Source organism: Pseudorhodobacter turbinis, from assembly GCF_005234135.1.
GTDB classification, from domain to species: Bacteria; Pseudomonadota; Alphaproteobacteria; order Rhodobacterales; family Rhodobacteraceae; genus Pseudorhodobacter; species Pseudorhodobacter turbinis.
Window position 1 is genome coordinate 1542565 of sequence record NZ_CP039965.1, and the last position, 17869, is coordinate 1560433.

Sequence of the window (17869 nt, forward strand, 5' to 3'; positions counted from 1 at the left end):
GCTAAAACCCTTGGTCACTACTTCGACCAAGGGTTACGCAGCGCGGGATTAATGTCTAGATGCTATTCGTAGTTAATATTATCTCTTGACGTGTATTTATATATATGATTACGCGCTAGGGTCTTTTTTACCTAGGGGAAACTCCCGATTCGGTCAAGATTTTTCGAATCTCCTCCAGCACTTGGGGGTCTTCAATCGTGGCGGGTATTTTGAAGGGTTCGTTGTCCGCAATCTTGACGATCGTGGCGCGCAAAATCTTGCCGGAACGCGTCTTCGGTAGGCGGTTTACCACCACTGCACGTTTGAAATCCGCAACAGGACCGATGCTGTTGCGCATCAGCTTGATACATTCGGCGATGACTTCGGCCTCATTGCGGTTGGAGCCGGAGTTGAGGCAGAGGAGCCCCAGAGGCGATTGCCCTTTCAAAGCGTCGGCGATACCGACAACGGCACATTCGGCGACATCGGGGTGCCCTGCAAGCACTTCCTCCATCGCGCCCGTGGACAGGCGGTGTCCTGCCACGTTGATCACGTCATCCGTGCGCGCCATAATATAAAGATAGCCGTCCTCATCGATATAGCCCGCATCGCCGGTCTCGTAATATCCGGGATAGGTGGTGAGATAGGCTTTGCGGAAACGGTCCTCGGCGTTCCACAGGGTGGGCAGGGTGCCGGGGGGCAGGGGCAGCTTGACGGTGATTGCGCCAAGCGTGCCTGCGGGGGCAGGGTGGCCGCCTTCGTCCAGCACCTGCACGTCATAGCCCGGCATCGGCACCGAAGGGGAGCCGATCTTGACCGGCAGCGCCTCAATTCCCAGCGGGTTGGCGGCGATGGCCCAGCCGGTTTCCGTCTGCCACCAATGGTCGATTACAGGGATGTTCAGCGCGGCCTGTGCCCATTTGATTGTGTCGGGGTCCGCACGCTCACCAGCAAGGAACAGGGCCTTGAGGCTGGAGAGGTTGTAATCCGCGACCAGTTTGCCTTGCGGGTCATCGCGCTTGATGGCGCGCAGGGCTGTGGGGGCGGTGAAGAAGCTTTTGACCTTATGTTCTTGGATCACCCGCCAGAAGGTGCCAGCGTCCGGGGTGCCGACGGGCTTGCCCTCAAACACTACGGTCGTGCAGCCGGCGATCAGGGGGCCGTAGCAGATATAGCTGTGCCCAACGACCCAACCCACATCCGAGGCCGCCCAGAACACGTCCCCCGCCTCGACGTCATAAATGTTCTTCATGGTCCAGTTGAGCGCGACGAGCTGCCCGCCGGTGTGACGCACAACGCCTTTGGGCGCCCCCGTGGTGCCAGAGGTATAGAGGATATAGGCAGGGTGATTGCCCGGCACAGGCACACATTCCGCAGGCTCTACACCGTACTGAAAGCCGTGCCAGTTGACGTCGCGGCCTTCGATCAGCTTGGCAACCTCTTGCTCGCGCTGGAAAATCACGCAGAAATCGGGTTTGTGGTTGGCCATTTCGATGGCCCCGTCCAACAGCGGTTTGTAATGGATGACGCGCGACGGTTCCACCCCGCAAGAGGCGGCGATAATGGCCTTGGGTTTACAATCGTCAATCCGAACGGCCAGCTCGTTCGCGGCAAAGCCACCGAAGACCACGCTATGCACCGCACCAAGACGGGAGCAGGCAAGCATCGCCTCCAGCGCCTCTGGCACCATTGGCATATAGATCAAAACGCGGTCGCCCTTTTCCACGCCCTTGGCCCGCAGCGCGCCGGCAAGGCTGGCGACACGGTTGCGCAATTCGGCATAGGTGATGGCATGTTTGGTGCGGGTGACGGGGCTGTCATGGATAATGGCAAGCTGCGCGCCGCGCCCTGCCTCGACATGGCGATCAACGGCGTTCCAGCAGGTGTTCGTCATGCCATCGGAAAACCATTCGTACAACGGCGCATTGGTGGCATCGAGGGCACGCGTTGGCGGCACTGTCCAGTCGATCTGTTGCGCGGCGTTCATCCAGAAGGCCTCGGGATCGGCTTTCCAGTCTGCATATACCTTGTCGTATGCCATTGTATACCCTTTCAGTTTTCATCTTATTACGCCGCGCGCACCTTTATTGCAAGAATGTTGCGTCAATGTTTCGAGGTGTTGGCCGTGATGATTGGTCGCATGATGGCATGACAAAAACGGCACCGCGCAAGCGATGCCGTCACTGGGGTCAAGCCCCTGCAATACATGTTGAAAACGGTGTGCTAGCTGTAGGTCGCGACCGGCGTGCCCGCAATGGCCGACATATTCAACAACCCGCGTGCGGTGATCGAAGGCGTCACAATCTGAACCTTGTTGCCCATGCCCATCAGAATCGGCCCGACCTCTAGCCCGCCGCCGCGCATTTTCAGGATGTTGCGCACCCCGCCTGCGGCATCGGTATTGGCATAGACCAGCACATTGGCCGCCCCTTCATAGCGCCCACCGGGGAACAGCCGTTCGCGCAGCGTTTCATCCAGAGCCGCATCGGTGTGCATCTCTCCTTCATAAAGGAAATCGCGCGGGGCCGAATCAAGGATTGCCAAAGCCTCACGCATCCGGCGGCCCGTATCGCTATCAAGGTTGCCGAACTGGGAACCAGAACACAGCGCAATCTTGGGCGCCATGCCAAACCGTTTGACGTGGCGGGCAGCCCCTATCACCGATTCCGCGATTTGTTCCGGCGTCGGCTCACTGTGCACATGGGTGTCTGCGATGAACAGCGGGCCATCCTCCAAGATCATCAGCGACAGCGCGCCAACGGCGTGACGCCCCTCGGTTGCCAGAATTTGCGTGACATAGTTCAGGTGCCACAGGTACTGGCCGAAGGTGCCGCAGATCATGCTGTCGGCCTCATCCCGCTGAACCATGATCGCCGCGATGGCGGTGGTATTGGTGCGCATGACGGCGCGGGCGATATCCGGGGACACACCTTTGCGGGCCATAATCGTATGATAGGTTTCCCAATAATCGCGGTAACGCGGATCATTTTCGGGGTTCACCAGATCGAAGTCGCGACCGGGGCGAATGGCAAGGCCCGCACGCTCGCAACGGCTTTCGACGACCTCGGGGCGGCCAATCAGGATTGGCTTGTCGGTGGTCTCTTCGATCATCGCATTGGCGGCACGCAGCACGCGCTCATCCTCGCCCTCGGCAAAGACGATGCGGCGGGTGACGGTCGCCGCCGCCTGAAACACCGGCCGCATGATCAGCGCCGAGCGGAAGACGGAACCGTCAAGCTTGGCCTTATAAACCTCGATATCGCCAATATCCTTGGTGGCCACTCCGGTTTCGGCAGCCGCCTTGGCCACGGCAGAGGCGACAACCCCCATCAAGCGCGGATCGAAGGGTTTGGGGATCAGGTAATCCTGCCCGAACGTCAGCTGTTCACCCTTATAGGCGGCGGCAGCCTCGGCGCTGGTGGTGGCGCGGGCAAGGGCTGCGATGCCCTCGATACAGGCGATTTCCATGGCGTCGTTGATCGTGGTCGCCCCGGCATCCAGCGCACCCCGAAAGATGAAAGGGAAACACAGCACGTTATTGACCTGATTGGGAAAATCAGACCGCCCTGTTGCCATGATCACATCCGGTGCCACGGCACGGGCCTCATCGGGGGTGATTTCGGGCGTCGGGTTGGCGAGCGCGAAAATGATCGGACGCTTTGCCATACGCGCCACCATCGCAGGTTTCAGCACGCCCGGGCCGGAAAGCCCGAGGAACAAATCCGCGCCCTCGATCACCTCGTCCAGGTTGCGCAGGTCGGATGCTTGGGCATATTCGGCCTTTTGCGGGGTCATGTCCTCGGTCCGGCCCGCGTAAACCAGACCCTTGATATCACAGAGCCAGACGTTTTCCCGCTTCACGCCCAGCTTCAACAGCATGTTGAGGCAGGCAATCCCCGCCGCCCCGCCACCGGTGGAGACGACCTTGATATCCTCGAATTTCTTGCCCGCAACATGCAGCGCATTGGTGGCCGCGGCTCCGACCACAATCGCGGTGCCGTGCTGGTCGTCGTGGAACACGGGGATATTCATCCGCTCGCGGCAAATCTGTTCGACGATAAAGCATTCGGGGGCTTTGATGTCTTCGAGGTTGATCGCGCCGAAGGTCGGTTCCAGCGCGCAGACGATCTCGGCCAGCTTATAGGGGTCGGATTCGTTCACCTCGATATCAAAGCAATCGATATTGGCGAATTTCTTGAACAGAACCGCCTTGCCTTCCATCACCGGTTTGGAGGCCAGCGCACCGATATTGCCCAGCCCCAACACAGCGGTGCCATTGGTCACAACGCCAACCAGATTGCCCTTGGAGGTATAGCGCGTCGCCGTAGAGGGGTCTTTCTCAATTTCCAGACACGCCTCGGCAACACCGGGGGAATAGGCCAAGGAAAGGTCGCGGCCATTGGCCAAAGGCTTGGTCGCGCGGATTTCAAGTTTTCCCGGCTTCGGAAATTCGTGATAATTCAGCGCCGCCTGCCGTGTGTTGTCGTGCCGTGTCTCTTCCATGAATATCCCTCCAGATAGGTTGTTTAGTGTTAAACTATTTTGCGCATGCTGCAAGGCCGTGGAGATAAAAGGCATATTCAGGATAAAATTGATAATGGCCCGCGCAAAGACCCGCCCGCTGTAACGTCACTGCTTGAATTTCATGCGTGCCGGTTCCACAGTGGGTATGATTATCAGGTGGGAGGTCCGATGTCTTTGCTCATTGCGGCGACCGAGGTGCGTGAAAACGCCTATGCGCCATATTCCCGTTTCAAGGTGGGGGCGGCGCTGCGCAGCGCTTCGGGGGCGGTTTATACCGGCTGTAACGTTGAAAACGTCGCCTACCCCGAAGGCACCTGCGCCGAGGCGGGGGCCATCGCCGCCATGATCGCGGCAGGCGATACCCGCATCACAGAGGTGCTTGTGATCGCCGATAGCCCAAGCCCTGTCCCGCCTTGCGGAGGGTGCCGCCAAAAGATCGCGGAGTTTGCAGACGGTGATGTGACTGTGACGCTGTGCACCACCGATGGAAAATCCAACGCCGTAACCGTGGCCGATCTGTTGCCCGGCAGTTTTTCCGCAGGCCATATGGCGCGGACCAATGACGGCTGAATTTGAGGTCCGCCAGATCATAGCAGATGTGCGCGCGGGCCTGCCGCCTGCCCCGGGAGCGCTGGCGTGGTTTGCCAAGGGGCTTGCCTCGGGGGCGGTGTCGGATGCGCAGGCGGGTGCTTTTGCGATGGCTGTTTGCATCAAGGGGCTGGGCGAGGGCGCCCGCGTTGCCCTGACCCGCGCGATGCAGCAAAGCGGCATGCAGTTGCAATGGGATTTGCCCGGTCCGGTGCTGGACAAGCATTCTACCGGCGGGGTGGGCGATTGCGTCTCGCTGCTGCTTGCGCCTGCGCTGGCGGCCTGCGGGGCCTATGTGCCGATGATTTCGGGGCGTGGGTTGGGGCATACGGGCGGAACGCTGGACAAGCTTGAATCCATCCCCGGTTTGCGCTGTGATTTGGGGGCGGGTGCCCTGCGGGCGCAGCTGGATCAGGTGCGCTGCGCAATCGTCGCGGCCTCGCCGGAAATCGCCCCCGCCGACCGCCGACTTTATGCCATTCGCGATGTGACGGCGACGGTGGACAGCATTGACCTTATCACCGCCTCGATCCTGTCCAAAAAGCTGGCAGCGGGGTTGGAGGGATTGGTGCTGGATGTCAAATGCGGCTCTGGCGCGTTCATGAAAACGCAAGAGGAGGCGCAGGCCCTTGCGCGGGCGCTGGTGTCCACGGCGCAGGGTGCGGGGTTGATGACCACAGCACTGATTACCGATATGTCCCAACCCCTCGCCGCTGCGGCGGGCAATGCGTTGGAGGTGATCGAGGTGATGGAAACCCTGACGGGCAATTCCGTCAATGCCGCCCTATGGGATTTGGTCACGGCCTTGGGAGGAGAGGCGCTGGCACTGGGCGGGCTTGCGGCCGACGCCCAAGACGGTGCTGCGCGTATCGAGGGCGCCTTGCAACGTGGCACCGCCGCCGAATATTTTGGCCGGATGATCGTCGCCCAAGGTGGCCCCGCCGATTTTATCGACCGTTGGCCGGACCGCTTGCCCGCAGCCCCGGTGTTGGTAGAATTTGCAAGCCCCGCCAGTGGTTTTGTCACCGAAATCTCGACCGAGGCCGTGGGCCGGACGGTCGTGCAGCTTGGCGGCGGGCGGCTGCGCGACGGGGATAAGATCAATCCCTCTGTCGGGTTGTCACATATCGCAGGTCTGGGCGAGGCGGTAGAGGCAGGCCAGCCGCTGGCCATGATCCATGCAGCAACGGTGACTGATGCGGATGCGGCCATTGCACGGCTGTCGCGGGCCTATACAGTTCGCGAAAGTGCAGAGCCTGTGCCTGCGCTTGTTTTGGGAAAGATTACATGACGGATAGACGCGCCTTTTTGATCGTGATGGATTCGGTTGGCTGCGGCGGTGCCCCCGATGCCGCCGATTTTGGCGACGAAGGTGCCAATACCTTGGGCCATATCACCGCCGTATGTGCGGCGGGTCGCGCCGATATTGGCCGCAAGGGCCCGCTGCATGTGCCGAACCTGATGCGGCTTGGGCTGGGGCGGGCGATGGCGCTGTCGGTGCCGGATACGAATTTGCCCGAAGGGGGCGCTGTCTCGGGGCGTTGGGGGGCGGCGACAGAGGTGTCGCGCGGCAAGGATACGCCATCGGGACATTGGGAATTGGCCGGCGTTCCGGTGCCATGGGATTGGCATTACTTCCCAGAAACCGTGCCTGCCTTTCCCGATGATGTGGTGGCCGAGGTGTGCCGCCTTGCGGGCACCGAGGGGATTTTGGGCAATTGCCATGCCTCGGGTGTTCCGATCATCACCGCCCATTGCGAAGAGCATCTGCGCAGCGGCTGGCCGATCTGCTATACCTCGGCCGATAGCGTCTTCCAGATCGCAGCACATGAGGAGGCTTTCGGGCTGGACCGTTTGCTGAAGCTCTGCGCCGATCTTGCGCCCTATCTGCACGCGCGCAAAGTCGGGCGGGTGATTGCGCGGCCCTTTATCGGCACATGTGGCGATTTCAAGCGCACCGCCAACCGGCGCGATTATGCGATTGACCCGCCAAGTCCGACCTTGCTTGATTGGGTGCAAGATGCGGGGCGTGCCACCCATGCGGTTGGCAAGATCGGTGATATCTTCTCACAGCGCGGGGTTGGAACGCTGCATAAAGGCAAATCGGATTCTGACCTTTTCGAACATCTTCTGGCCTTGCAGGGCAGTGCAGAGCCCGGTTCCTTGACCTTTGCGAACTTTGTGGAATTTGACAGCCTTTATGGCCATCCGCGCGATGTGGCGGGCTATGCCCGTGCGCTGGAATGGTTTGACGTACAGGTGGGGGCGTTTCTGGCGGCGATGCGCCCCGGAGATCTGGCGATCTTCACGGCCGATCATGGCAATGATCCGACGTGGCGCGGCACCGAACACACCCGCGAGCGCGTGCCGGTTCTTTGTGCGGGCGTAGGGACGGGCAGCCTCGGGCTGGTGAGTTTTGTGGATGTGGCGGCATCGGTTGCGACGCATCTGGGCGTGGAAAACCAAGGGCCGGGGAGGGCGTTTTTATGACCCGTCAGCCAAAGCTGGAACTGCATCACCATCTGGAAGGGGCCGCGCCTCCCGCCTTTATCCGCGGATTGGCCAAGGAAAAGCACCTTGATATCAGCGGCATTTTCGATGCGGCGGGGAATTATCAGTACAAGGATTTTGCCGATTTCCTGCGTGTCTATGAGGCGGCGACCCAAACCCTGAAAACCCCCGAGGATTATCATCGCCTGACCCTTGCCGTGCTGGAAGAAAGCGCCAAATCCGGTGTGATCTATTGCGAGACATTCCTGTCGCCCGATTTTTGCGGCGGGCGGGACGTCGGCGCTTGGCAGGACTATGTGGCCGCAATCCGTGACGCGGCGCAAATGGCCGAGGCGCAAATGGGCATCACCCTGCGCGGGATCGTCACGGCCATTCGCCACTTCGGGCCGGATAAGGCGCGGCAAACAGCGATTTGTGCTGCGGAAACGGCGGGGGATTTTATCGTAGGCTTCGGCTTGGCGGGGGATGAACGTGCAGGCCAACCTGCCGATTTCGCCTGGGGCTTTGATTGCGCGCATGAGGCGGGGCTGCACCTGACGGCCCATGCCGGCGAATGGGGCGGGCCGGAAAGTGTGCGCGCCGTTTTACGTGATCTGCGGGTGGAACGCATCGGCCACGGCGTGCGCGCGATTGAGGATCTGGCGCTGGTCGACGAGTTGGCCGAAAGCGGCACCGTGCTGGAGGTATGCCCCGGCTCCAATATCGCACTTGGCCTTTATCCAAACCTGCGCGCCCATCCCATCGCACAGCTTTATGCCCGCGGTGTAAAGCTGACGGTGTCAACCGATGACCCGCCATTTTTCCACACCACGATGACCCGGGAATACGAAAACCTGCACGAGGCTTTTGATTGGGACGAGGGGGTTTTTGACGGCTTTGCCCAAACCGCGCTTGACGCCGCCTTTTGTGACGTCGATACCAAGGCCGAATTGCGCAAGAAACTGGAGACATCCCATGCTTGACCATCTGACCGTCGTTACCCACCCGTTGGTGCAGCATAAATTGTCGCTGATGCGTAAAAAGGAAACCTCTACCTCCAGCTTCCGCCGGCTGTTGCGAGAGATCAGCCTGCTGTTGGCCTATGAGGTGACGCGCAACCTGCCGATGACAACGATGCAGATCGAGACCCCGATGGAGCCGATGGAAGCCCCCGTGCTGGAGGGCAAGAAGCTGGCGCTGATTTCCATTCTGCGTGCGGGCAACGGCTTGATGGACGGTATTCTTGAGCTGATCCCAGCGGCGCGTGTGGGCTTTGTCGGGCTCTACCGTGATCCCGAAACCCTCAAGCCGGTGCAATATTATTGCAAGGTGCCGGATGCGCTGGACAGCCGTATGACGATTGCGGTTGATCCGATGCTGGCCACCGGCAATTCCTCGGTCGCGGCGATCGACCTGCTGAAGGCGCAAGGGGCCACGAATATCCGGTTTTTGTGCCTGTTGGCCACGCCCGAAGGGGTCGCCCGTATGAAAGAGGCGCATCCGGATGTGCCGATTATTACGGCCTCTTTGGACAGCCGCCTTGATGAGCACGGCTATATCATTCCGGGGCTAGGGGATGCGGGTGATCGCATGTTTGGCACTAAATAAGGGATTTTTTCCTTTACTCTGATCCGTTCCTGACGGATTATCGTGCCACACTACAGGGGGTAGTTATGATCTTTAAAGCACTTGTAGTTGCCGGTTGGGCGACCATGGTTGGTATATCTGCCGTGACGGCACAATCTTTGGCAGGGCCCGCAGAAATGCCATCTGCCAGCTTCAAAGGCTCGCAATATGTCGACAGCCGGGGCTGCGTGTTTTTGCGTGCGGGCATCGGTGGTCGCGTAACTTGGGTTCCAAGAATTACCCGTGATCGCAAAGCATTATGCGGCCCGACACCTGCCTCTGCGGCGCGTGAGCTGGCAACTGCGAAAGTAGCACCGACAAAGCCTGCGTCGGCCAAGGTGGCCCCTGCGCGCAGCAAGCCGATGGAAACAGTCGCAAGCCTGCCCAAGCGCCCTGCGCCGCAACGCGCAGTTACGTTTCGCAAAACAGCGCCGATGGCTCGCCTGCAAAACGGTTGCCCCGCCTCGGCCCCCTATGGGGTGCGTGTGGATCTGACTGATGGCCGCCGCTCGCTGATTTGTTCGCCGGATGCAGAGTTTGATGTTCCGGCTGCCGTTCGCCGCATTTCGGGTCCTTCTGCACCGGCAGAGATTAAGGTGCCAAAAGGGTACCGCAAAGCGTGGAAAGATGATCGCCTGAACCCCAACCGTGCCAAAGGGACCGCATTCGGGCAAGCCCAGCAGGACCGGATCTGGACAAGAGACGTTCCCGCTACTCTGATCGTGAAACAAGAGCCTAAGGGAAAATCCCATTCCGTCTCGGGCAGCAACGCGCCGCATGGCGCCGAAAAAGCGCGGATTTTCGTGCAGGTTGGCACCTTTGGCGATGCAGCAAACGCAAAACGCACAGCGACGCATTTGCACAATCTGGGCCTGCCGGTTGCCAAATCGCGGGCCGCAGGGAATTTGCAGGCTGTGCTTGCCGGACCATTCGGCAGCCAGAGCGCGGCCCGCAATGCTTTGGGTAAGGCGCGGCGTTCCGGTTTTGGGGATGCGTTCATCCGCTAATGAAACGGGTATCCTGACGCCCCTGCCACGGGGAGTTTGGCAAGAAGTCGAGCAGATAAAGCTTACACCCCTCGGTATTGTGCCGGGGGGTGTTTTTTGTTCCGTCATTGATCTGGCGCATGGCGCGGGCTTCGCCCTCGTGATGGAATTGGCTTGCCCACGTTTGAAACAGGCGGGCGATTAACGAAAAGGAAAGCCTCATGACCAAAAAGACAGATATCAAAGCCCTGAAAAAGGAAGTCAAAGCCCGCAAGGCAAAGGTTTCCAAACAGGAAACGAAGCTGGAGAAGGCAAAGAAGGCTTTGAAAAAAGCCAGCTGAGGCATGTCACCTTGGTAAAAGGGGTCGACGGCGCACGTCGGCCCTAGGGGTTTGATTGGTGTGCCGCTGATAATGTTCTTGGCACAGGTTGCAAGATAGGTGCCGGAAAGCAAAAACACCTCTTCCCGCCTCCATTCAGACAGGCTATATGCGACGACATGACAGACCTTGATCTCATCCGCAATTTCTCCATCGTGGCGCATATCGACCACGGTAAATCCACGCTTGCCGACCGGCTGATCCAGCTGACCGGGACGGTGGCGCAGCGTGATATGAAAGCGCAAATGCTTGATAGCATGGATATCGAGCGGGAGCGCGGGATCACGATCAAGGCGAACTCTGTGCGGATTGAATATCCGGCAAAGGATGGCAAACGCTACATCCTGAACCTGATCGACACCCCCGGCCACGTCGATTTCGCCTATGAGGTCAGCCGCTCCATGCGTGCGGTCGAAGGATCGTTGCTGGTGGTAGATGCCAGTCAGGGCGTCGAGGCGCAAACCTTGGCCAACGTCTATCACGCATTGGACGCGGGGCATGAGATTGTGCCTGTTCTGAACAAGGTTGACCTTCCGGCCGCCGATGTTGGCCGCGTGAAAACCCAGATCGAAGATGTGATCGGGCTTGATGCATCGGATGCGATAGAGATTTCGGCGAAATCCGGTCTTGGGATTCCCGATGTGCTGGAGGCGATTGTTACACGCCTTCCCGCGCCCAAAGGCGACCGCGATGCGCCGCTGAAGGCGATGCTGGTTGATTCGTGGTATGACAGCTATCTTGGCGTTGTCGTTATGATCCGCGTGATTGATGGGGTCGTCCGCAAGGGTGATCGCATCAAAATGATGCAAACCGGCGCTGTTTACGGGGTCGACAAGCTTGCCGTGCTCAAGCCGCAGATGGTTGATATTGCCGAACTGGGGCCGGGAGAGATTGGCATCTGGACCGGCTCTATCAAGCAGGTGCGTGATACGCGTGTGGGTGATACGATCACCTCGGAAAAGAAGGGTTGCGAGACGCCCTTGCCTGGCTTCAAGCCTGCGCAACCGGTGGTGTTCTGTGGCTTGTTCCCGGTGGATGCGAATGATTTTGACACGCTGCGCGATGCGATCGAAAAGCTGCAGCTGAACGATTCGAGCTTCTCTTCGGAAATGGAAACCTCGGCGGCGCTTGGTTTCGGGTTCCGCTGTGGCTTCCTTGGCTTGCTGCACCTTGAGGTGATCCGCGACCGGCTGGAACGCGAATATGACCTTGATCTGATTACCACAGCGCCTTCGGTGGTTTTCCACCTTCATATGCGCGACGGTGAGGTTCTGGACCTGCACAACCCCGCAGATATGCCGGATCTGACGTTGGTGGATCACATTGATGAGCCGCGAATCAAGGCGACAATTCTGGTTCCGGATGAGTATCTGGGCGATGTATTGAAGCTGTGCCAAGATCGTCGGGGCATCCAGATGGATCTGTCCTATGCCGGTAGCCGCGCGATGGTGGTCTATGATCTGCCGCTGGCCGAGGTGGTTTTCGACTTTTATGACCGGTTGAAATCAGTGACCAAGGGCTATGCCTCTTTTGACTATGTGATCTCGGAGTATCGTGAGGATTACTTGGTCAAAATGTCGATCCTTGTGAATGACGAACCTGTGGACGCCTTGTCTATGATGGTCCACCGTGACCGCGCCGAAATGCGGGGCCGCGCGATGGTTGAAAAGCTCAAAGACCTGATCCCGCGGCATATGTTCAAAATCCCGATCCAAGCGGCGATTGGTGGTCGTGTTATCGCGCGTGAAACGCTTTCGGCGATGCGCAAGGACGTGACCGCGAAATGCTATGGCGGTGATGCCAGCCGGAAGAAGAAGCTGTTGGAAAAGCAGAAAGCCGGTAAGAAGCGGATGCGCCAGTTCGGCAAAGTAGAGATCCCGCAAGAGGCGTTTATCTCGGCTTTGAAGATGGATAGCTAAGGGCTTTCAGGACGCACAAACCAAACAGCCCCGCGTTAGTGGCGCCTTCAAGATTTTGACAAAAAAATAGCGCATCGGCAATCAGCCAATGCGCTATTTTCTTGTGCGTGTCGGGCAGCAAGGCTGGCTTGCTACCCGATGCGGTGCTTTAGGCTGCGGTTGTGCGGCCCTGCGGCTTGCCCACGCGCTTTGCTTTCTTGGGTGTGCCGTGACCGCCTTCAACGCTGCGCATTGGTTTTCCCGCGGGTTTCGCACCGGGTTTACCTTGCCCGGAACGTGGTTTGCCCTGCCCGCCACCGCCGCGTGGTGGACGTGCGCCGCGCTGTGGTGGTTTGGGCGCGGCTTTGATGTCCGCAAGCCCCCAAGGGGCGCCACCGATGATTGCAATCGGCTTTTTCAGCATCTTTTCGATGTCTTTCAATTCACCCATTTCAGCGGGGGCGCAGAACGCAATGGCGCGGCCTTCGGCACCCGCCCGCGCAGTCCGGCCAATACGGTGAACATAGTTTTCCGGCACATTCGGCAGGTCGTAGTTATAGACATGGCGCACACCGGGAATATCGATCCCGCGCGCAGCAACATCTGTGGCGACCAGCACGTCCAGCTCACCATTGCGGAATTCTGTCAGTGTGCGGTCACGTTGGTTTTGCGATTTGTTGCCGTGGATGGAACCAGCCTTGAAACCCCAGCTCACCAGCAGTTTCATCAGCTTTTCAGAGCCGTGCTTGGTGCGGCCAAAGACCAGCGCCTGCTCGCCCTTATGTTCCGTCAGATAGCTTTCCAGCAGTTTGGCCTTATCGCCCTGCGGAGTGTAATGGACGGATTGTTCAATCCGTTCAACGGGTTTGCCGGGTGGTGCAACCTGTACCTTGACCGGATCGCGCAGATAGGTGCCTGCCAGATCCTCGATCAGTTTTGGCATGGTCGCGGAAAACAGCATGGTTTGGCGCTTGAGCGGAATATATTGCGCGATTTTGCGCAGCGCATGGATGAACCCCATGTCAAGCATCTGGTCGGCCTCATCCAGCACCAGATAGCCGCAAGCCTCAAGCGTGAGGGCCTTGCGATCAAGCAGGTCGATAAGGCGGCCGGGGGTTGCAACCACAACATCGGCCCCGCGTGCCAGCTTTTCCGACTGGCGGAAGATGGACGCGCCACCGGTGATCATCACGACCTTGACCGGGGTGCCTTTGGTGTAATTCGTCAGGTTGTCCGAGATTTGGGAAACCAGCTCGCGTGTCGGGGCCAAGATCAGGCTGCGCACGGTGCGCGGCGCGGGCGGGTGGCCGATGTCGAGCAAACGGTGCAGTAAAGGCAGGCCGAAGGCCGCTGTTTTGCCGGTGCCGGTTTGCGCCAGCCCCATGATGTCGCGGCCCTGCATGATATAGGGAATGGCTTGCACCTGAATCGGTGTGGGGGTGGTGTAGCCGGCATTGTCCAAGCCAGCCATAAGCTTAGGGGAAAGCCCCAAGTCAGAAAACGTCGTCATATAAAATCTTTCCGGCGCGTGATTCCACGCACCTTGCGCCGCACCAGCGGCAAAAGGGAGCGGCGCGCGCCTCGACTATCTGCACTTGCAAATACCCCGTCGGCACCGCGGAACCCCTGCGTGACGGTGGGAACCTCTATTCGGGCCGTTCACATGCTCACGCGGCACGGGCACTCGAATAAAGCCCAGATGATCTACCTTGCGCCATTTGTCAAGGGTCAGATGATCCGGGGCCGCTCTCGGCAATCTTTAGGGGGCGAGGAAGGTAACCCCGTCCATGGCAATGATTCGCGATACATCCAGATCATAGGCGACGGTCATCCGCGCAACCAGATCCTCTGACCAGCCTTCCATCTCGATCTCGACGCTGATCTCTTCGGGCAGGGCAAATTTCGCGAGAAAGGCCGAAACCACGCGGCGGCGCTGTTCGGGGTTTGGCGGCGGGTGCATTTCCATATAGGCGTTCATCCGCTTCATCCCGTCCGCAGACATGATACTCGCCAAAAGATCATCGGTATCGGTAAGTTTGGCCGCAGCACTGTGCCCGGACACGGCTTGCAGCACCTCAGGCCAAAGCAGGGGCGTATCCTCATCACACCAGACGGTGATCGGCACATTCGGGTTAGTGTCGCGCAGGTTTTCGATCAGGGTCGACCAGCGCAGGGTTTCCACATTTACCCCATTCATGAATTCGTCATAGGACCGGCCATTCTGTTTTTGAAACACGGCAGGCACGAAGGTGGCCGGATTGCGGATGGCGATATGAAACTCGGCCTCCGCCTCGGGGAAGATCTGGCAAAAGGCACGCATACGTTCCCCGCCAGAACTATAGATCCCACGCCGCAGCGCACCCTGCGCATAGCCCAGAAAATTTGCCCATGACAGGATCATTCGGTCGGCCTGCGCGTCCGAGGTGATCTGCCCCAGAACGCTTGCCTGCATCTCTGCCGGGGCGGCTTGTCCCTTGAGGGTCATGGCGGTATCGCGCAAAAGGGTGCGGTATTTGGCTGGGCCGGGTACAATGATGCCCTCAGCCGCCAGCACATCACGGTTTTTCAAAAGGCAGCGTAAAAGCCGCTCTTCATCGGTACAATGGGCGCCGAGATGGTAAACGATGCGCATGAGGACCTTTCGGTTACTCGAAACAGGGCGCGGGTTGGGCCCACGCCAATTCTTGTGGATTATACGTGCTTTTCTGGACAGTTAAACCGCTTTCCTATATCGCTGCGTTTATGACCAAGCAAAACGCTCAACAACCCGACTCACTGTGGCGTGGATTGCCGCGGTTTCGTCTGCCGGATTTTTGGTCCGTGGGGGCGGGATTGATTGCGGTTTTGGTGCTGGTGCCGGTGGTCTCGGTGATCTGGCTGGCCTTTCATCCGGCAGAAAATATCTGGCCGCATTTGATGTCTACGGTGCTGCCGCGCTATTTGGGCAATACCTTTTTCATGATGGGGGGCGTTGGCGTGCTGACGGCGATTGTCGGCACGGGGGCGGCCTGGCTGGTGGCGATGTACCGCTTTCCGGGCAGCCGCTGGCTGGATTATGCGCTGCTGTTTCCGCTGGCGATTCCGGGCTATGTCGGGGCCTATGCATTGGTGGATTTCTTTGATTACTCCGGTGTGGTGCAAACCGCGATGCGGGCCAGCTTTGGCTGGGAAAACGCGCGCGATTACTGGTTTCCGGCGATCCGCACGCGGCAAATGGCGGTGGTTGTGCTGTCGGCAGCGCTTTATCCTTATGTCTATCTGCTGGCGCGCGCCGCCTTTCGCGAGCAGTCAAATTGCACCTATGAGGTTGCCCGCGCGCTTGGCGCTGGCCCCTTGGCTGTGTTTTGGCGGGTGGGCCTGCCTTTGGCACGGCCCGCAATTGCCATGGGTGTGGCGCTGGCCCTGATGGAGACTGTGGCAGATTTCGGTACGGTGGAGCATTTCGGCGTGCAAACCCTGACCACGGGGATTTTCTCGGTCTGGTTGAATGGCGGTAATGCGGGCGGTGCTGCGCAAATCTCTTTGGTTATTCTGGCGCTGGTCGTAGGGCTTTTGATGGTAGAGCGGGTGAGCCGCCGCAATGCGCGTTTTCACCGGATGTCACGCGCCACGCGCCCGCTTGCGCCGCAGCACTTAAAGGGGGCACGCGCTTGGACCGCGACGGCGGCCTGCCTTGTGCCGTTCGGCGTGGGTTTTGTGCTGCCGGTGGCGGTGATGCTTGGCCATGCCGTCAAACACCCCGAGGCATGGGTTTCCAAAGGGTTGGTGCAGGCCTTGGCCAATACGATTTTCGTCGGCGGTGCTGCGGCGGCCCTGACGGTCGGGGCGGCGATCTTTTTGGTTTACGGCGTGCGCTTGGCGGGGCGAGGCTTGCCACGCATGGTATTGCCGCTGACGTCGGTGGGTTACGCCGCACCGGGGACGGTGCTTGCGGTGGGGCTGCTGATCCCGCTTGCGGCCTTGGATCACCGTGTGGCCGATGCGATTTTGGCGGTGACGGGCACCGATCCGGGGTTGTTGCTGACGGGAACTGCGGCGGCTTTGGTCATCGCCTATATGGTGCGGTTTTTCGGGATCGCGCAGGGGGCCGTGGATTCGGCCTTTGGCCGTGTGTCGCCTTCGCTTCCCTTGGCAGCGCGCTCTTTGGGGCGTGGGCCATCGGGGACTTTGGTGTCGGTCTATATCCCCTTGATGCGCGGTTCTGTGGCGACGGCGCTTTTGGTGGTTTTCGTTGATTGCGTCAAAGAGCTGCCCGCGACTTTGCTTCTGCGCCCCTTCAATTACAACACCCTTGCCACCCGCGTTTACGAACAAGCGAGTTTGGAACGTTTGGGCGATGCTGCACCGGCGGCCTTGTTGGTGATGCTGGTGGGCCTCGCGGCGGTATGGGTGATGGCCCATACCAACCGCGCTTAACGCCAGACCTCGGGGTTGATCATATGGATCGGCGCGCCGCTGGTATAGGCGTTGATCTGGTCAAAGATATCCGCAAACTGGCTGTCCAGCTCATCCTCGGTGACAAAGCCGATATGAGGGGTGGCGATGACATTCGGGTGGTGGACGAGCGGGTCGTTTGCATCGGTCAGGGGTTCAGTCTCAAACACATCGATACCTGCACGTCCCGGCCGTCCGGCGTGCATCGCGGTCAGCAGGGCGCCCCGCTCCACCAATCCTGCGCGTGAGGTGTTGATAAAGCTGGCGCTCGGCTTCATCAGGGTCAGATCGGCTGCGGTGATAATGCCTTTGGTTTCGGGCTTCATGCGGACGTGGAGGCTTATGAAATCGCTTTCAGCGAAAAAGGCCGCGCGGCTTTCGGCCACGGTCTCACCATCGGCCAAGGCCCGTGCGCGCCCCTGTTCGGAGGCCCACCAGACCACCTCCATCCCGAAGGCGCGGGCATAGCCAGCCACGGCCCGCGCGATGCGCCCGTAACCGTAAAGCCCCAAGCGACGCCCGGCCAGCGATTGGCCAACGCCCATTTGCCATTGGCCCGCCTTGATCGAGGCATTCTGCGCGGTCAGTTGCCGCGCGCAGGCCAGCATCAGCGCCCAGGTCAGCTCTGCCGCGGCGACCGAATGACCGTCGGCCTTCATGTTGGAACACAGCAACACGCCCTGTGCCGTGCAGGCGGGCACATCAACATGCGGGTAAACGCTGCGCTGGCTGATAAGCTTGAGGTTAGGCAGGCGGTGCAACAGATCGGCAGTGATCGGGGTGCGTTCACGAAACAGCACCAAGGTCTCGGCCTGTCCCAGTTTTTCGGCCAGCAAATCCGTGGATCGGAAATGGGCGTTCCAGACCGTGACGTCATGGCCCTTTAGCTTGGCAAAGCAGGGCAAGCCGCGTAGGGTATCAAACCAATCGTCGAGAATATGGACTTTCATAGGGCCTCTTTGGG

General features: G+C 59.6%; 14 protein-coding genes. 8 read left to right on the forward strand and 6 right to left on the reverse strand.

Annotated features, from left to right (window positions below; translation table 11 throughout):
- Positions 1-127 precede the first annotated feature (127 nt).
- On the reverse strand, positions 128-2020 hold the full coding sequence (locus EOK75_RS19965; protein ID WP_137195738.1) for a propionyl-CoA synthetase: 1893 nt from the start codon (positions 2018-2020) through the stop codon (positions 128-130).
- A 182-nt stretch (positions 2021-2202) separates the two neighbouring features.
- Entirely contained in the window at positions 2203-4482 is a 2280-nt protein-coding gene (locus tag EOK75_RS19970) for an NADP-dependent malic enzyme (RefSeq protein WP_137195739.1), read from the reverse strand.
- Positions 4483-4671: 189 nt separating this feature from the next.
- Here EOK75_RS19970 and EOK75_RS19975 point away from each other — a divergent pair, with 189 nt between their 5' ends.
- The 6 genes from EOK75_RS19975 to EOK75_RS20000 all read left to right on the forward strand — a co-directional run bounded on the left by EOK75_RS19975 (position 4672) and on the right by EOK75_RS20000 (position 10214).
- Entirely contained in the window at positions 4672-5073 is a 402-nt protein-coding gene (locus EOK75_RS19975) for a cytidine deaminase (protein ID WP_168199316.1), read from the forward strand.
- Positions 5063-6382, forward strand: a complete 1320-nt coding sequence (locus EOK75_RS19980) for a thymidine phosphorylase (RefSeq protein WP_137195741.1) — start codon at positions 5063-5065, stop codon at positions 6380-6382. Before EOK75_RS19975 ends, EOK75_RS19980 begins: the two co-directional genes overlap by 11 nt.
- Complete coding sequence (locus tag EOK75_RS19985) at positions 6379-7581, forward strand: phosphopentomutase (protein ID WP_137195742.1); 1203 nt, start codon at positions 6379-6381, stop codon at positions 7579-7581. The genes EOK75_RS19980 and EOK75_RS19985 overlap by 4 nt, the downstream gene beginning before the upstream one ends.
- Positions 7578-8564: an adenosine deaminase gene (locus tag EOK75_RS19990; protein ID WP_137195743.1), complete on the forward strand. Its 987-nt coding sequence runs from the start codon at positions 7578-7580 to the stop codon at positions 8562-8564. Before EOK75_RS19985 ends, EOK75_RS19990 begins: the two co-directional genes overlap by 4 nt.
- Positions 8557-9189: a uracil phosphoribosyltransferase gene (gene upp / locus EOK75_RS19995; RefSeq protein WP_137195744.1), complete on the forward strand. Its 633-nt coding sequence runs from the start codon at positions 8557-8559 to the stop codon at positions 9187-9189. The genes EOK75_RS19990 and upp overlap by 8 nt, the downstream gene beginning before the upstream one ends.
- A 65-nt stretch (positions 9190-9254) precedes the next feature.
- Entirely contained in the window at positions 9255-10214 is a 960-nt protein-coding gene (locus EOK75_RS20000) for an SPOR domain-containing protein (RefSeq protein WP_137195745.1), read from the forward strand.
- On the opposite strand, the gene EOK75_RS20985 is transcribed toward EOK75_RS20000, so the two are convergent.
- Positions 10204-10653, reverse strand: coding sequence for a hypothetical protein (locus EOK75_RS20985; RefSeq protein ID WP_168199241.1), 450 nt, complete (start codon positions 10651-10653; stop codon positions 10204-10206). The two genes, EOK75_RS20000 and EOK75_RS20985, sit on opposite strands and share 11 nt — an antisense overlap.
- A gap of 39 nt (positions 10654-10692) precedes the next feature.
- On the opposite strand from EOK75_RS20985, the gene lepA reads away from it, so the two are divergent.
- The gene (gene lepA, locus EOK75_RS20005) at positions 10693-12492 is read left to right on the forward strand and encodes a translation elongation factor 4 (RefSeq protein ID WP_137195746.1); all 1800 of its coding nucleotides are present in this window, start codon (positions 10693-10695) and stop codon (positions 12490-12492) included.
- A gap of 148 nt (positions 12493-12640) precedes the next feature.
- Here the strand turns inward: lepA and EOK75_RS20010 are convergent, their stop codons facing one another.
- Together EOK75_RS20010 and EOK75_RS20015 are read right to left on the reverse strand one after the other, a co-directional pair.
- On the reverse strand, positions 12641-13981 hold the full coding sequence (locus EOK75_RS20010) for a DEAD/DEAH box helicase (RefSeq protein ID WP_137195747.1): 1341 nt from the start codon (positions 13979-13981) through the stop codon (positions 12641-12643).
- Between the two features lie 249 nt (positions 13982-14230).
- Positions 14231-15103, reverse strand: coding sequence for a hypothetical protein (locus tag EOK75_RS20015; RefSeq protein WP_137195748.1), 873 nt, complete (start codon positions 15101-15103; stop codon positions 14231-14233).
- Between the two features lie 110 nt (positions 15104-15213).
- On the opposite strand from EOK75_RS20015, the gene EOK75_RS20020 reads away from it, so the two are divergent.
- On the forward strand, positions 15214-16887 hold the full coding sequence (locus EOK75_RS20020; protein WP_137195749.1) for an ABC transporter permease: 1674 nt from the start codon (positions 15214-15216) through the stop codon (positions 16885-16887).
- Here the strand turns inward: EOK75_RS20020 and EOK75_RS20025 are convergent.
- Entirely contained in the window at positions 16884-17855 is a 972-nt protein-coding gene (locus EOK75_RS20025) for a D-2-hydroxyacid dehydrogenase family protein (protein ID WP_137195750.1), read from the reverse strand. The two genes, EOK75_RS20020 and EOK75_RS20025, sit on opposite strands and share 4 nt — an antisense overlap.
- Positions 17856-17869 lie beyond the last annotated feature (14 nt).

Bases quoted from the DNA above. Each gene is read 5' to 3' on its own strand.
- EOK75_RS19965 (WP_137195738.1), bottom strand. From the start codon at position 2,020: ATGGCATACGACAAGGTATATGCAGACTGGAAAGCCGATCCCGAGGCC.
- EOK75_RS20010 (WP_137195747.1), bottom strand. From the start codon at position 13,981: ATGACGACGTTTTCTGACTTGGGGCTTTCCCCTAAGCTTATGGCTGGC.
- EOK75_RS20015 (WP_137195748.1), bottom strand. From the start codon at position 15,103: ATGCGCATCGTTTACCATCTCGGCGCCCATTGTACCGATGAAGAGCGG.
- EOK75_RS20000 (WP_137195745.1), top strand. From the start codon at position 9,255: ATGATCTTTAAAGCACTTGTAGTTGCCGGTTGGGCGACCATGGTTGGT.
- upp (WP_137195744.1), top strand. From the start codon at position 8,557: ATGCTTGACCATCTGACCGTCGTTACCCACCCGTTGGTGCAGCATAAA.
- EOK75_RS19980 (WP_137195741.1), top strand. From the start codon at position 5,063: ATGACGGCTGAATTTGAGGTCCGCCAGATCATAGCAGATGTGCGCGCG.
- EOK75_RS20020 (WP_137195749.1), top strand. From the start codon at position 15,214: ATGACCAAGCAAAACGCTCAACAACCCGACTCACTGTGGCGTGGATTG.
- EOK75_RS19975 (WP_168199316.1), top strand. From the start codon at position 4,672: ATGTCTTTGCTCATTGCGGCGACCGAGGTGCGTGAAAACGCCTATGCG.
- EOK75_RS19970 (WP_137195739.1), bottom strand. From the start codon at position 4,482: ATGGAAGAGACACGGCACGACAACACACGGCAGGCGGCGCTGAATTAT.
- EOK75_RS19985 (WP_137195742.1), top strand. From the start codon at position 6,379: ATGACGGATAGACGCGCCTTTTTGATCGTGATGGATTCGGTTGGCTGC.
- lepA (WP_137195746.1), top strand. From the start codon at position 10,693: ATGACAGACCTTGATCTCATCCGCAATTTCTCCATCGTGGCGCATATC.
- EOK75_RS20025 (WP_137195750.1), bottom strand. From the start codon at position 17,855: ATGAAAGTCCATATTCTCGACGATTGGTTTGATACCCTACGCGGCTTG.
- EOK75_RS19990 (WP_137195743.1), top strand. From the start codon at position 7,578: ATGACCCGTCAGCCAAAGCTGGAACTGCATCACCATCTGGAAGGGGCC.